At 61.4% G+C, this 13,638-nt stretch carries 15 protein-coding genes and 1 riboswitch; of the genes, 3 read left to right on the top strand and 12 right to left on the bottom strand.

From position 1 onward, the window contains the following. Positions 1-125: 125 nt before the first annotated feature. Both H7C18_RS25575 and H7C18_RS25570 read right to left on the bottom strand, forming a co-directional pair. Positions 126-1,055: a carbohydrate deacetylase gene (locus H7C18_RS25575; RefSeq protein ID WP_185131936.1), complete on the bottom strand. Its 930-nt coding sequence runs from the start codon at positions 1,053-1,055 to the stop codon at positions 126-128. Between the two features lie 156 nt (positions 1,056-1,211). Beyond that, positions 1,212-2,093, bottom strand: a complete 882-nt coding sequence (locus H7C18_RS25570; RefSeq protein WP_185131935.1) for a DUF72 domain-containing protein — start codon at positions 2,091-2,093, stop codon at positions 1,212-1,214. A gap of 185 nt (positions 2,094-2,278) precedes the next feature. Between H7C18_RS25570 and H7C18_RS25565 the strand changes: the two genes are divergently transcribed. Beyond that, a complete protein-coding gene (locus H7C18_RS25565; protein WP_185131934.1) occupies positions 2,279-2,569 on the top strand; it encodes a hypothetical protein in 291 nt (96 codons plus the stop codon). Between the two features lie 66 nt (positions 2,570-2,635). Here the strand turns inward: H7C18_RS25565 and H7C18_RS25560 are convergent, their stop codons facing one another. From H7C18_RS25560 to H7C18_RS25540, 5 genes are all read right to left on the bottom strand, one after another. Beyond that, positions 2,636-2,839 carry a type II toxin-antitoxin system antitoxin gene (locus H7C18_RS25560; RefSeq protein WP_185131933.1) on the bottom strand — a complete coding sequence of 68 codons (204 nt, stop codon included), beginning with the start codon at positions 2,837-2,839 and terminating at the stop codon, positions 2,636-2,638. A 7-nt stretch (positions 2,840-2,846) separates the two neighbouring features. Then, positions 2,847-3,722: an SPFH domain-containing protein gene (locus H7C18_RS25555; RefSeq protein ID WP_185131932.1), complete on the bottom strand. Its 876-nt coding sequence runs from the start codon at positions 3,720-3,722 to the stop codon at positions 2,847-2,849. 432 nt (positions 3,723-4,154) lie between these two features. Then, positions 4,155-5,102: an ABC transporter permease gene (locus H7C18_RS25550; RefSeq protein ID WP_185131931.1), complete on the bottom strand. Its 948-nt coding sequence runs from the start codon at positions 5,100-5,102 to the stop codon at positions 4,155-4,157. Further along, positions 5,083-5,874: an ABC transporter ATP-binding protein gene (locus H7C18_RS25545; protein ID WP_185131930.1), complete on the bottom strand. Its 792-nt coding sequence runs from the start codon at positions 5,872-5,874 to the stop codon at positions 5,083-5,085. The genes H7C18_RS25550 and H7C18_RS25545 overlap by 20 nt, the downstream gene beginning before the upstream one ends. Positions 5,875-5,879: 5 nt before the next feature. Then, entirely contained in the window at positions 5,880-6,947 is a 1,068-nt protein-coding gene (locus H7C18_RS25540; RefSeq protein ID WP_185131929.1) for an ABC transporter substrate-binding protein, read from the bottom strand. 433 nt (positions 6,948-7,380) lie between these two features. Here H7C18_RS25540 and H7C18_RS25535 point away from each other — a divergent pair, with 433 nt between their 5' ends. Next, complete coding sequence (locus H7C18_RS25535) at positions 7,381-8,766, top strand: GNAT family N-acetyltransferase (protein ID WP_185131928.1); 1,386 nt, start codon at positions 7,381-7,383, stop codon at positions 8,764-8,766. A 152-nt stretch (positions 8,767-8,918) separates the two neighbouring features. On the opposite strand, the gene queF is transcribed toward H7C18_RS25535, so the two are convergent. The 5 genes from queF to H7C18_RS25510 form a co-directional block, all read right to left on the bottom strand. Beyond that, a complete protein-coding gene (gene queF, locus H7C18_RS25530) occupies positions 8,919-9,416 on the bottom strand; it encodes a preQ(1) synthase (RefSeq protein ID WP_185131927.1) in 498 nt (165 codons plus the stop codon). A 42-nt stretch (positions 9,417-9,458) separates the two neighbouring features. After that, positions 9,459-10,187, bottom strand: a complete 729-nt coding sequence (gene queE / locus H7C18_RS25525) for a 7-carboxy-7-deazaguanine synthase QueE (RefSeq protein ID WP_185131926.1) — start codon at positions 10,185-10,187, stop codon at positions 9,459-9,461. Between the two features lie 7 nt (positions 10,188-10,194). Next, positions 10,195-10,635, bottom strand: a complete 441-nt coding sequence (queD, locus tag H7C18_RS25520; RefSeq protein WP_185131925.1) for a 6-carboxytetrahydropterin synthase QueD — start codon at positions 10,633-10,635, stop codon at positions 10,195-10,197. Then, entirely contained in the window at positions 10,635-11,300 is a 666-nt protein-coding gene (gene queC, locus H7C18_RS25515; protein ID WP_185131924.1) for a 7-cyano-7-deazaguanine synthase QueC, read from the bottom strand. The genes queD and queC overlap by 1 nt, the downstream gene beginning before the upstream one ends. A gap of 125 nt (positions 11,301-11,425) precedes the next feature. Next, positions 11,426-11,469, bottom strand: a riboswitch (PreQ1 riboswitch). 316 nt (positions 11,470-11,785) lie between these two features. Next, positions 11,786-12,775 carry an SDR family oxidoreductase gene (locus tag H7C18_RS25510; protein ID WP_185131923.1) on the bottom strand — a complete coding sequence of 330 codons (990 nt, stop codon included), beginning with the start codon at positions 12,773-12,775 and terminating at the stop codon, positions 11,786-11,788. A gap of 163 nt (positions 12,776-12,938) precedes the next feature. On the opposite strand from H7C18_RS25510, the gene H7C18_RS25505 reads away from it, so the two are divergent. After that, positions 12,939-13,637, top strand: coding sequence for a response regulator transcription factor (locus H7C18_RS25505; protein ID WP_185131922.1), 699 nt, complete (start codon positions 12,939-12,941; stop codon positions 13,635-13,637). Position 13,638 lies beyond the last annotated feature (1 nt).

The following is a 13,638-nucleotide window of genomic DNA, read 5'->3' as shown; positions in this document are numbered from 1 at the left end:
CGAAGAGACGAGCGGCATTCAAGCTCTCGGGCAAAATTTCCTTCCGCAAGCCATATAGCCCGAACCCGGCTTCAATCGAAGAGACGGGGCTCGAGCGTTCCGCGCTGGGCAAATCGCGCCTCGCCTTATGAATTCCACCTTCGGTTTTGAACTCCGTGCCTACGGGATAATCGACTTCGTTTTTGGGGCGGAAGCTTGCCGCCCGGTCCATCCGCGGATCGCCCCTTTGCGGACCGGCGCCGGTGCACGGGCTGCGCTTTAGCGGCGGGACGGACCGGCAAGGGTATGTCGGCCGGTGCCGGCCGGTCGCGCACCATCCGGTAATTGACCGGAACGATGCCAAGCTCCCTCAGGGCTTGGGAAACCTCGCGGCTGGCGAACACCTTAAGCTCGCGCTCCCGAATATCCGTCCATGCGGATATTTCACGCAAAGCATCGTCCACGCACCCGGGATGACACATGATCTCGGCGATGCCTTCCGGAAGAGACCGAAGATGCTGCCGGAGCCTCTGCAAGCCTTCATCATCCCCATAAGTATCCAGGAGGATCGTATCGGTCATTCTCGGCTGAGGCAAATTCGGAAGAGGATGGACCACTTGCGACCTTCGCAGGGGGACATTCTCCCGGCACGCTTTCTCCGCCATGACCATGTAAATGACGGGATCGGTCTGGTGCAGCAGTTGATGGGAATCCAGATGGGTAGGGGATAGGTCGGTTTTCGCAAACCGGCTCCATTGCGCTTCCAGTTCCCTGGCGACGTCGGCGGCGGCCCGCACGCGCGGAATTTTCCCGTCGAGGAAAGCACCGTCGGGCGTCACGAGCGATGGCACTTTTTTAGGATCGGAAAGCGGCCGTCCGTACGTGAGGTTGAAGTGCAATCCGACGCCGAGCCCCGGCAGCGCCCGGGCGAGACGCACCGCATCGCCGAAGCCAGGCATATTGACCATCAGCGAAGCGCTCGTCACGCCTCCGGCCAGATAAGCCCGGACGATCCCGGCGTTAACCCCGCGTGTCAACCCGAAATCGTCCGCATTGAGAATGACTTGACGCTCCATGGCCTTATCCCCTTTTTGTCGCTATCACCCCAATGTATGAGGAGATATAAGCACAAGGCCCGTTCATTCGCACAGAGCGGCAGAAATTCCTTCGCGGCAGGTGCTTGCCGCGATGACGGCCTAAATTCGTCGTCGATTCTTATCCGCTTCATGAGATTAATCGAACAGCTTCAACTGCTCCGCCTCGGGCTCCCGGGGCTCTTCGGCGAGCGGATCCTTCCCCTCCGGAGTGAGCAGTCCGAGCAGCGCCATCATCTGCCTCGCGTTGTCGGCCGCATCTCCGCCGGAATTGTTGTTGAAGACGACGGCCACCGTCTTCGACTGTTCCCGAAGCCTCCGCAAGTTCTCCAGCCACGCTCCCAGCTCCTCTTCGGAGTACCGATACAAGTATCGGACTTCCCGCCAATTCGGGGATCCTCCCTGGTTCCATCCGGCTCCGTTGCGGCCGTGCATCCGGACCAGCGTCAGCTGCGGATCCGTCGCCTCGAGCACCGTCGGAACCGAGCCGGCGCCGGCTTGCGGCTCGTCGCAAACGCTGTGAATCCAGCCCTGCTCCCGCATGAAGCGAAGCGTTCTCTCCCGGTATTCCGGCAGGAACCAGCTTTGATGCCGGAACTCGAGCGCGCACGGAACGTCTCCCATCCGCGCCTTGGCCCGCCTGAGCACAGCGACGTTGTCCTTGGTGCAATCGAACCAGGGCGGGTACTGGAACAGCGCCGCCCTTAGCTTCCCGGCGCGCGACATCGGCTCCAGCGATTGCCGGAACGCTCCGAACAGTTCCTCTTCGTTGGAATAGCGGGGCTGGCCGCGCTGGTGGCCTGTCATCTCCTGGTAGGCTTTGACCACGAAGCCGAATTCCGGAGGCGTCTCCTCCGCCCAACGGGCCATCCGCTCCTCCGGCTGGATCGCATAGAACGAACTGTCCACTTCCACGATCGGAAAAAAGCGGCTGTACGTCCGCAGCTTGTCCTTCGCTTTGACATCCTCTCCGTAAAGGCTGTCGTGGTCCCCCCAACCGGCCAATCCGATCTCGATCATGCGTGTCCCTCCTCCGGCGGCTCGCGATTTCGTTCGATTCAGGGTCTTTCTCCCGTCATTCAAGTTTGGTATAATTCGTGCGGAACCTAAAGATTGTCTAAAGCGCCGCTTTCCATCCTTGCCTTCGTTCTCCAGTCACCCGCCGTTGGAAGCCGGTCATTACCGCCCCCGGGAGGACGATTCGAATGAGTCTGCCGCCGCAATCGGCCCAGCCCCTCCTTCAGGAGAGCCTTCACAATCTGCAATATACCCATCTGCTCGTCCGCGCGGGCCGCAAACATCTGGTTATCTACTCGCAAGAAAACGAAACAGAGGTTCCCCGGGCGCAATTGACCCGGGTCCGTCAAGACGATTACCGGCTGAGCGTGGCGAATCACCGAGGCGTTCTGAAGCCTACCCCTTACATCGGAACGCCGAACGATCTGCTGCAGGTGCTGACCGGCAAGCTTGCGGCCGTGCTCGCCCGCTGGACGTAAAAACAGCCGAATCGATGCCAAGAAGAGCGCCGATTCCCGCGGCGTGCGGGTTCATCGGCGCTCTCGTTATTCTTCGGAAGGGTCCGGAGGGGAAGACGGCGGCTTGCTCGCCGCCGATGACGGAAGCCTTCCCGACCGGCGCAGCGCTTCCCGCAGCAAATATTCGATATGTCCGTTCACGCTGCGGAATTCGTCCTCCGCCCACTTCTCCACCGCGCGGTGCAATTCTGCGTCCAGCCGGAGCGGGAACGCCTTCTTTTCCCTGGCCATAGCGGCATTACCCGTAAACCGTACCCGTATTGATAACCGGCGTCGCCGCCCGGTCGGATACGATCGTTACCATCAGATTGTTGATCATGGCCGCGCGGCGCTCTTCGTCCAGCTCGATTCCGTTGTCCATCAACTGCTTGAGCGCCGATTCCACCATCGTCACCGCGCCCTCCACGATCTTCTGCCTGGCCGCGATAATCGCGATCGCCTGCTGCCGCTGCAGCATCGCGCTGGCAATCTCCGGCGCGTACGCCAGATGCGTAAGCCGGGTCTCCAGCACCTCGACGCCGGCGATCGAGAGCCGCGTCTGCAGCTCGCGGGTCAGTTCCATCGACACTTCGTCGGCGTTGCCTCGAAGCGACGGCTTTACCTCATCGTCCGAGAACGTGTCGTATGCATAGTGAGCGGCGATGTGCCGGATGGCGGTCTCGCTCTGCACTTCGACGAACTTGCTGTAATTGTCGACGTCGAACACCGCCTTGGCAGAATCCGTCACTTTGAACACGACGACGCAGCCGATCTCGATCGGGTTGCCTTCCGCGTCGTTCACCTTCAGCGTCTGGCTGTTGAAGTTGCGGACTTTGAGCGATACCTTCGTCTTGCCGGTGAACGGCACGACGAGCCACAGCCCGCTGTCGGTAACCGTCCCCTTGTACCGCCCGAAAAAGGTGATGATCTTCGCCTGATTCGGCTGCACGATCGTCAGCGAGGTCAGGAGGACGATGAACAGCAGGAGCAGCGCAATGCCCGCCACAATCAGCCACCCGTTCGGCTCCGGCCGGTTGCCGCCGACGATCAGCAGCGCGATCCCACCGGCGAAGGATGCGAGCGCGATCAGCAGCGCGAGAAATCCGTTGACGTGCCATGCTTTGGTCGTTGTCATACTGCCACCTCATCTGTGTAATGTCTTTTTGATATTTATATGATATCACTTTTGGAATTTTATTTCCACATAAAATTCGGACCTCTCCTGCTTTTTTTCCCGACTGCTTGTCCCTGAAACGAGTTAGTTTGCTATCAGACCAATTCCATCCGCTGCCGGCTCGTTAAATGGGAGTTCATTGGATATCGGACGAACTTCGGCTTTTTAACGTTCCGTATGTAGGATTTGCTTTGAAATGAGACTATCTTAGGCATTTAAACGTTCTGCATGCAGGATTTGATCTGAAATCAGACGATTTCCGGTCCTTCGGTGCATCTTGCTGTGGGATTAGTCTGAAATCAAACTTGCCCGGCCTTACGATGCTTTGTATGAAGTGCAATCTTCCCGCCGAAGGAGTTCGTCTGCAATCGGACGAACTCCTTGCCCAACTTGTCAACGGTCGACGGGATACTTGCGCGTCAGCAGTTTGGCCAGCAGATTGACCAATCCGTACAGAACGACCGACATGAGAGCGAGCATGCACACGCTGACCATGACGAGGTCCATCTGGAACACCTGGCCCCCGTAGATGATGAGGTAGCCGAGCCCCGCTTTGGAAGACAGGAATTCCCCCATGATGACCCCGACGAGCGTCAAGCCTACGTTGACTTTGAGAGCGGCGATCAGCGTCGGCACGCTCGCGGGCAGCATGACCATCCGCAGCATCTGCAGCTTCGTGGCCCCGAACGATTCCATCAGCTTCAGCTTCGTCTTCGCCAGCTCCTTGAACCCGCTCTCGATCATCATGATCGTGACGATGAGCGAGATGGCGACCGCCATGCCGTACACCGAATAGCGGTCCCCGAGCCAGATGTAGAAGATCGGCCCCAGCGCGACTTTCGGCAGCGCGTTGAGCACGACGATGTACGGCTCCAGCACTTTGGCCGAATAAGTCCACCACCAGAACAGGACGGCGATCGCCATGCCCGCGATCATCGATACCGCGATTCCCGCGATCGTCTCCAGCCCCGTCGTCCAAGTATGCTTCCACAGCGTCCCCTCGGCCGCCAGCGTGCGGAACGAGCCGGCCAGCTTCGACGGGCTGCTCGTCAGCATCGAGTCGACCCATCCGAGCCGGGCCACCATCTCCCACAACGCAAGCAGCAGCGCCAGCAGAGCCAGCTGCGAAGCCGTCACCAGCAGGCGCGCCCGCCTCTTTCTTTTCAGATACCGGCGATAAAGCGGAGAAGGCAAAGGCGACCCTTCCGTCCCGGGCGCAGACGCTTCGGCGATCCGGGCCGTCGTTCGCGGAACGGCTTCCCAGAGCGGCTGGGACGAGCTCTGTCCCGTCAGCGAATTCCGCCTTTTCGCCGACCTGCCCCTATCCGGTCTTGGCCACATGGGCTTCCAGCTCCCTCCAGATGTCGTTGAAATAGGCCTGGAAGCGAGGCGATTCCCGCTTGCGCCATGGCGTCGGGTCTTCCCCGGCTTCGTCGCCCAGCCGAATCTCATACACTTTTGAGATCGTGCTGGGCCGCCGCGACATGACCATGACCCGGTCGGCCATGGCGATCGCTTCCTGGATGTCGTGCGTCACCAGGACGGCGGTTTTGCCCTGCTCCCGGATGATCCGGTGCACTTCGTCCGCCAGCGTCAGGCGCGTCTGGAAGTCGAGCGCCGAGAACGGCTCGTCTAGCAGCAGAATGTCCGGCTCGGCGACCAGCGTCCGGATGAGCGCCACCCGCTGCCGCATGCCGCCGGACAGTTGAGACGGGCTGTGGGCGGCGAAGCCTCCCAGCCCGTACCGTTCCAGCAGCTCCATGGCCGACCGCCTCGCCCGGTTCCGGTCCATCCGGCGAATCTCCGCCCCCACCGTTACGTTGCTGAGCACGTCTCGCCATTCGAACAGATGGTCGTGCTGCAGCATATACCCGACCTGGGGGGAAGTGCCGAGCACCTCCCGCCCGTCGATCAGCACCTTCCCTTGGGTCGGCTTCAGCATGCCCGAGATCAGCGAGAGCAGCGTACTTTTACCGCAGCCGCTCGGTCCGACGATGCCGACGAACTCTCCCGCCCGCACCGTAAGGCGAACGTCCCGGATCGCTTCCGTCTCCTGCTTCGGCGTGAAATAGCTCAGACTCGCATCGATCAGTTCGATCTGCGGCGTACCCATCTCCATCACCCCGCTGGATTCAATGCGTTTACGAAGCTCATGTCCGCGATGGCCGACGGATCGGCCAACTTCTCCTCCTGCTTCAGCACTCCGTTCTCGATCAGCACGCTCTGCAGCGTCTCGAACGATTCGGCGGTCAGCTCCGGCTTCAGCGGCCACGTATCCTGGTCCTTATAACGATGAATGGATTGCACGAGGATGTCGTCCGGCGTCCCGTCGAAAAACGGCCGAAGCGCCTTGGCGATCTCTTCGTCGGACGCGGTGCCGAGCCACTGCGTCGCTTCCGCGACAGCCGCCGTGAATTCCTTGATCACGTCGGGATGCTTCGCGATATAATCCTCGGTCGCCACGTACGACGTTTCGGGATAAGCGCCGAACGCGTCTCCCAGCGAAGCGACGTAATAAGCTTTGCCTTGCCGGATCAGCGTCGAGGCGACCGGCTCGAACAACTGGATGTAGTCGCCCTGCCCGCTCGTGAACGCGCCGGCCATCGCGGTGGACGCGATGTTCGTCACCACTTCGGCCCCCTGCGCCTTCTCCTTGTTCAGCGTCGAATTCAGCACCATCTGAGGCGAGCTGCCCGGCCTCCAGCCGATGATCTTTTTGCCCGCGAGATCCGACCATTGGAACGAGTCCCGCTTCTCGCGGGACAACAGGAACGAGCCGTCTCTCATGGTCATCTGGTAGAACACTTTCAGCTTCTTGTCGCCGCTCTGGTTGTGAATGTAGATCGCGGTCTCCGGTCCGACGAGCGAGATGTCCGCCGTTCCGGCGATCAGCGCGGCCGCCCCCTTATCCGACCCTTGCGCCGTCGTCATGTCGACGTCCAGCCCGTGCTTCCGGAAGAAGCCCTGGGACATGGCCACATAGTGCGGCGCGTAAAAGATCGAGCGAATGACTTCGGAAAACTTGATCTTCGTCAACGTCTGCTCCGCCGTGGAAGCGGTCGGCTCGGACGAAGGGGAGGAGGACGATGCGGCAGGTTCGTTCCCCCCTCCTCCGCCGCAGCCCGCGGCGACGAGCAGCAGCGTCAGGGCCAGCAGCAGCCCTGTCACCCTGGTCTTTCGGTTCATCTCGATTCTTCCTTTCCGGGATGAAGAATGGCGATATCGAGCTTCTCGGACGGCGTCCGCGAGCTCGCGCCTGCCTGCGGGCGTCCCGCCCGGCACCGGCCGCTGCCCGGCCTGCTGCCATGACCCCGGAACGCTCCGGCGTGATCCCTTGCCCAAGGCGTCCCGATCCGGGGAACCGCCTATGGGTATCTGCTTTATCTTATGTCGCTCTCGGCGGAACGTCCTTCGTGGAAGCGTCTGCGAAAACATTCGGAGGGTTATCTATCCGGAGAGCGCGTCCATCAAGGCCGCATCGTTGACCTGACGGGACACCTGCATCATACTTACATTGAACTCGAAGATCCGGCACATGGCTGTCGATGGAATCTTGTTCCCGGAACGGACAGCCGGTCCGCATTCCCGATTTTCGCCGCAGAGAAAGGAGATCCGCCCCATGACCGAAGAAAGACAGCTGCCGCAGCTGATCATGAGAAGGGCTTCCCTGTCCGATCTTCCGCCCGTCGAGCTGCCGGACGGGATCGTGTGCCGCCATTTCGCGCCGGGGGACGAGACCGCTTGGGAATCGATCGTCGAGAAGGCGTTCGGCTGGAAAAGAAGCTTCCGCGAGGAGATCGCCTCCCATCCGTATTTCCGCCCGGAAAGGGTGCTCTTCCTGTGCATCGACGGAACGCCGGTCGCCACCGCCTGCGCTTGGCACGAGGCGAAATGGGGAGAGGACTGCGGCTATCTGCACATGGTCGGCGTCGATCCCCGCTTCGCCGGCCGACGGTTAGGCTATTGGGTGAGCCTGGCCGCCCTGCGCCGGATGGCGGCCGACGGCATGCGGCAGGCGCTGCTGGAGACCGACGACTTCCGGCTGGCCGCGGTCAAGACGTATCTGGGCTTGGGCTTTCTGCCCGATCTTGAAGAGGAACGGATCCGAACGCGCTGGAAGGAAGTGTACCGCCGGCTTCGTCTTCCGTTCGGCGTCCGCGTGCAAGCCTACTCTCGGCCCGGCGTCCCCGGAGGGCTGAACGAAGACGCCCTGATCCGCAATCCGCGGGACCTTGTCTACGGCGTCGCCGACGGCGTGTCCGCGATGGTTCCCTACCGCGACGAGAATGGGCTTACGGGCGGCGCGATCGCGGCCGCGGTGCTGGCCGGCGAACTGCAGCCCGACGCGCCGGTGAACGACTTGCGGGCGGCGGTGCTGCGAGCCAACGAGCAGCTGCTGGAGCGGATGCGGGTAGCCGGCATCGACACCGGCTGCGCGTGGCACAGATGGGGAGCCGTATTCGCCGTCGTGCGCATCTGCGAGCGCCACGTCGAATACGTTCAGAGCGGCGACTGCATGCTGCTCGCCCGCTACCGGGACGGCAGCGTGAGGCTGCTTAGCCGCAATCAGGTGGCCGAGTTCGACGGGAAGTCGCTGAAAGCCAAGCGGCAGCTCCGGGAGGACGGCTCGCTGTCGGACGAGGAAATCGCGCTGCGTCTGGTGCCGGTCTTCCGGGATAACCGGAACCAAGCGAACGCGCCGGACGGCTACTCGGTCATGAACGGCGACCCGGCGCTCGAGCATACGATGGAATCCGGCCGCCTGTCCAAGGCGAACCTGCGCAAATTGTACGCGTTCACCGACGGCCTCTTTCATTTGATCGAGTACGATCCCGATCCGCTCAAGTGGGAGAAGCTTGCGGACGCGCTCGACGAGAAGGGGATCGAAGGCTACATCGCCGACCTGACCGAACGGGAAGACCGGGATCCGTCGTGCACCGCCTATCCCCGGCATAAGAAATCGGATGACAAGTCTGCGGTCATCGTGGAGCTTGCGTCTTCCTGAGCGCGGAACGAACAACGGCCAAGCGTGGGCAGCCCGAAAAAAAGATTCAGGGCAGCTCCGCTTGGCCGTTGCAGTAATTCCGGTGCGGCATTATCGATGGCGGTCCACGAAATTCCGCTCATGAAGTCTCGGCATTTTCGGGCCTGCATTCATTACCGGTTGTCGACCTTCTCCGGGTACAAATCGTGATTCATCAGGCGGTACTCGGCCATCTGCTCGTACTTCGTGCCGGGGCGGCCCCAGTTGCAGTACGGGTCGATGGAGATGCCGCCGCGCGGCGTGAACTTGCCCCACACCTCGATGTAGCGCGGCTCCATCAGGGAGATCAGGTCGTTCATGATGATGTTCATGCAGTCCTCGTGGAAATCCCCGTGGTTGCGGAAGCTGAATAGATACAGCTTGAGCGACTTGCTCTCCACCATCTTGACGTCCGGAATGTAGGAGATGTAGATCGTCGCGAAATCCGGCTGCCCCGTCATCGGGCACAGGCTCGTAAACTCCGGGCAGTTGAACTTGACGATGTAATCGCGGCCCTGGTGCTTGTTCTCGAACGTCTCCAGAATATCGGGCGAATACTGGAACTTGTAGCTCGTCCCCTGATTGCCCAGCAGCGTCACGCCGTTCAGCTCGTCCTTGCTTCTTCCCGCCATGGGATCGCCCCTCTCGTTTATCATTTTATTACCGTTGGAAAATCAAACGCCCTTCTTGTTCCCCCACACCCAGGCATGCAGCTGCGGCAGCACGTGAACCCGGTTCAGCCGGGAATCCGCCATCGTCCGTCCGATCAGCCATTCGTATCTCTCCAGCAGGTAAGGCAGCATCCGGTCGCGGTCGGTCTCCCGCAGGTTCCCGTTGCCTGCCTGCACGTAGAATGTCGCTTCCGGATACCGCGCGTGAACGGACGCCGCATAATCGAGGTCGGCATCGTCGAAAACGACGACCTTCAGGCTGTAATTCCGCCGTCCTTCCGTCAGACGGCGCACGATATCGTCCAGCCGCTCCCAATCGGTGTCCATGCCGGAGCTCGGCGGCTTCGGAGACAGCGTCAGCTCGTCGATGCGCAGGAACCAATCCTGCCAGCGGCTGCCCTGCGTCTCGAGCGCAACGCCCAGTCCTTCCGCGTGAAGAAGGTCGATCAGCCCGCCCAGCTGCGGAAGCAGGGCCGGATTGCCTCCGGACAAGGTGACGTGCGCGAACGCGTCGCCGCCGAGTCCCCTGAGCTCCGCCAGCACCTCGTCCGGCGTCATCAGCCGGATGTCGTCCTTGGCGCTGCCGTCCCACGTGAACGCGGAGTCGCACCACGAACAGCGGTAATCGCAGCCGGCCGTGCGGACGAACATCGTTTTGCGTCCGATGACCATGCCTTCGCCCTGCACCGTCGGCCCGAAAATCTCAAGCACCGGGATCCGCTTGTCGCTCATCGCCCGCTCACGCTCCCGTCGGCCGTTTCGGCCTGTAGATGCAGTAGCTTGTCGGCGTCTCCCGCAGGAATACCTGCACGCACCGGGGTTTGTTCTCGGTCCGGTCGAGATGGGCCTGAACGATCTCGCAAATCGTGCGGGCCACGACCTCCGTCGTCGGGAACCGGTTCGGGTCCTCTTCGTTAAAAGACTCCGCGTCGTCGTTCAGCAAGGTGTGGTCGAAGCGATCGTGGACGAGCTGCTTGACGGTGGCGAAGTTGACGAGAAAACCGGTCCTATCCAACTCGTCTCCGGCGATCGTCACGTTGGCGAAGTACGTATGGCCGTGCATCCGCCGACACTTGCCCGCCTCCTCGGCGGGAACATAGTGCGCGGCGGCAAATTGCAAATCCTTGTTCAACTCATATTGGTACGGGTGAACGGCCGGCGGATAGATCTGCTGAAGCATCAGCGCCGCCCTCCTTGATTCCTCGAAGCCAAATAATCGTCCAGTCCCCGCTTGCGCAGCTTGCAAGCCGGACATTCGCCGCAGCCGTCCGCCACGACGCCGTTGTAGCACGTAAGCGTCCGCTCGCGAACGAAGTCGAAGGCGCCCAATCGGTCGGCGAGCGCCCACGTCTCGGCTTTGTTCAGCCACATGAGCGGCGTCTCCAGCACGAACGGATAGTCCATGGCCAGGTTCAGCGTCACGTTAAGCGACTTGACGAAGACGTCCCGGCAGTCCGGATAGCCGCTGAAGTCCGTCTCGCAGACGCCCGCCACGATCGTTCTCGCGCCCGCCTGCTTGGCGAGCACGGCCGCGAACGTCAGGAACAGCATGTTTCGCCCGTCCACGAACGTCGTCGGAAGCGCCCCGTCCTTTTGCTCGATGGCGATATCGTCCCGCGTCAGCGCGTTCGGCGCGAGTTGATTGAGGAGCGACATATCGAGCACGTGGTGCCGCACGCCGAGCTCCTCCGCGATGGAGGCGGCGACCTCCAGCTCCTTCTTGTGCCGCTGGCCGTAATCGAAGGTGACCGCTTCTACCTCGGCGTATCGCTCCCGCGCCCAGAACAGGCACGTCGTGCTGTCTTGGCCGCCGCTGAACACGACGACCGCTTTCTCTTCCCGCATCTTGCATCTCCCTCTCTTGGCGAAGAGAGAGCTTCATGAACCGTCCCTAAAGAATCGGCGCGAAGGGGAATGCCGCCCGCTTCGCGCCGAACGCCAAAACAACGCCGCCCACCGGGGACGGTCGTTTTGGCATAGTTTTTTATAGAGGGAGTTCGCGAACCTCTCCCGGCCGCCCGATAGGCCCCGTCCATCGCAGGAACGGTCGAGGCGAGCCGGATTTTCTTCTTTAGTTTTCCGTAGGTAACTATAGCATAGGAAGGAGCGGTTTAGAAGAGCCCACTTCTGGAAAATCTCCCTATATTCCGCCAACATGCGGTCCCGCGGCGTCACGAACGGGATTTTCTCCCTTTATTCGGGCCGTTCGCGCCATTCAAGGCTTCAAGATAGCCAATAAGCGGAGCTTTTCCGCTTCATTCGAACGATAAGGGGCCGCGGCTGCCGGATAAAAGGAGATTTTCCCGTTCAAGCGGACCGCCTGGCCTTCCTTACGAATAAGCTCCGATAATCCGGTCCATCTCTTCGTTCCAGGAGGCGTCGACCGTCTGCCGCTCCGGATGCGCTTCGAACCATTCGACCGTGCGGCGGATGCCTTCGTGGAACGGAACCACGGCGGTGAACCCGGGCACGAGCCGCTTGATCTTGCTGTTGTCGAACACGGCGCTGACCGCTTTATCGCCGAGCAGGCCGCCTTCGTAGCCGGGCGCCGCGCGGACGATCGACTCCGTCGACAGGTGAACCAGCTTCGGCTCCGCTCCGGCGGCTCTTCCGATCGCCCGGTAAATCTGGTTCCAGTCCAGCACTTCGTCCGAAGTTATATGCACCGCTTCCCCGATCGCCTTCGGGTGGCCGAGCAAGCCGACGAACGCGGCGGCGAAGTCCGTGTTGTGCGTCATCGTCCAGAGCGAGGTCCCGTCGCCGTGCACGAGAATCGGCGCGCCCCGCCTCATCCGCTCGACGAGCGACCACGGATGGGCGCCGCTGTTGAACGAAGCCGGAATCGAAGTGTCGCCGTACGTGTAAGACGGACGGACAATCGTGACGGGGAATCCTTCGTTCCGGTACGATTCCATCAGCAGGTTCTCGCAGGCGATCTTGTCCCGCGAATATTGCCAGTACGGATTCGCGAGCGGCGTCGACTCGGTGACGAGATAATGCGCCAACGGCTTCTGGTATGCCGAGGCCGAGCTGATGAAGACATACTGATCCGTCCGGTCCCGGAACAGCCCGATGTCCGTACGCACGTGCTCGGGCGTGAACGCGACCCAATCGACGACGACGTCGAACCGGTGGCCCTGCAGCGTTTCCGCCGCCGACCGGGGATCCCGGATGTCGCCGATCAGGACGCGCGCTCCTTCCGGAACCCGTTCCGGACGGTTCCCCCGGTTCAGCAGGTACAACTCGATCCCGCGCTCGACCGCCAGCCTGGATACTGCCTGGCTGATCGTGCCGGACCCGCCGATAAACAGCACTTTCATCTCCCATTCTCCTCCCTTGTCTCGCATCTCCCCTTTACTTTAACGCAGGTCGCCTGCTTTTTCCATCCGTTCGCCGTGCCAAATGCGCCGGTCCACGTCTCCCGTCCCCCGAAGGAATGATATAATGTTGACAAGCTCATGCACCTGTCTGGCGGAGGCGCGAATGGACAAAACCAAAATTCTTATAATCGAAGATGAAGCGGCGATCGCCGACCTGCTTGCCTACGGATTGGGTCAGGAAGGCTACGAGACGGCGGTTGCCCTGACCGGTGAGGACGGACTGCGGGAACTCGCGAGGCGGAAGCCCGATCTGCTGCTGCTCGACTGGATGCTGCCGGACCGCAGCGGACTGGACATCTGCAGGCATGCGACCGCCGAATACCGCATCCCGATCCTGATGATCACGGCCAAATCCGACATTACCGACAAGATCCTCGGACTCGAGTTCGGAGCCGACGACTATATCACGAAGCCGTTCGACCTGCGGGAAGTGAAGGCGCGGATCCGCACCGTCCTGCGCCGCGTCGCCTTGGCGAACCGGAACGGCGCGGACGCCGAAGAGGAAGAGACGATTCGCTTCGGGAACGTCGAGATCTCTCTGGCGGAACGGGCGGTGCGAAAAGACGGGGACCTCGTCGATCTGACCCCGAAGGAGTTCGATCTGCTGATCGCCCTTTACGGCCGAAGAGGCCGGATCTTCACCCGAACGGAGCTGCTGGACCTCGTCTGGGGCTACGACTTCGCAGGCGATACCCGGACCGTGGACACCCACATTCAGCGGCTGCGCAAAAAGCTCGACGCCTCCGACCGGATCTCCACCGTCTTCGGCGTCGGCTACAAATTCGAGAAGCAGGCGGATTGAC

It is taken from the genome of Cohnella zeiphila, assembly GCF_014212055.1.
GTDB lineage: Bacteria > Bacillota > Bacilli > Paenibacillales > Paenibacillaceae > Cohnella > Cohnella zeiphila.
This window is presented reverse-complemented; position numbering and strand designations above follow the sequence as displayed.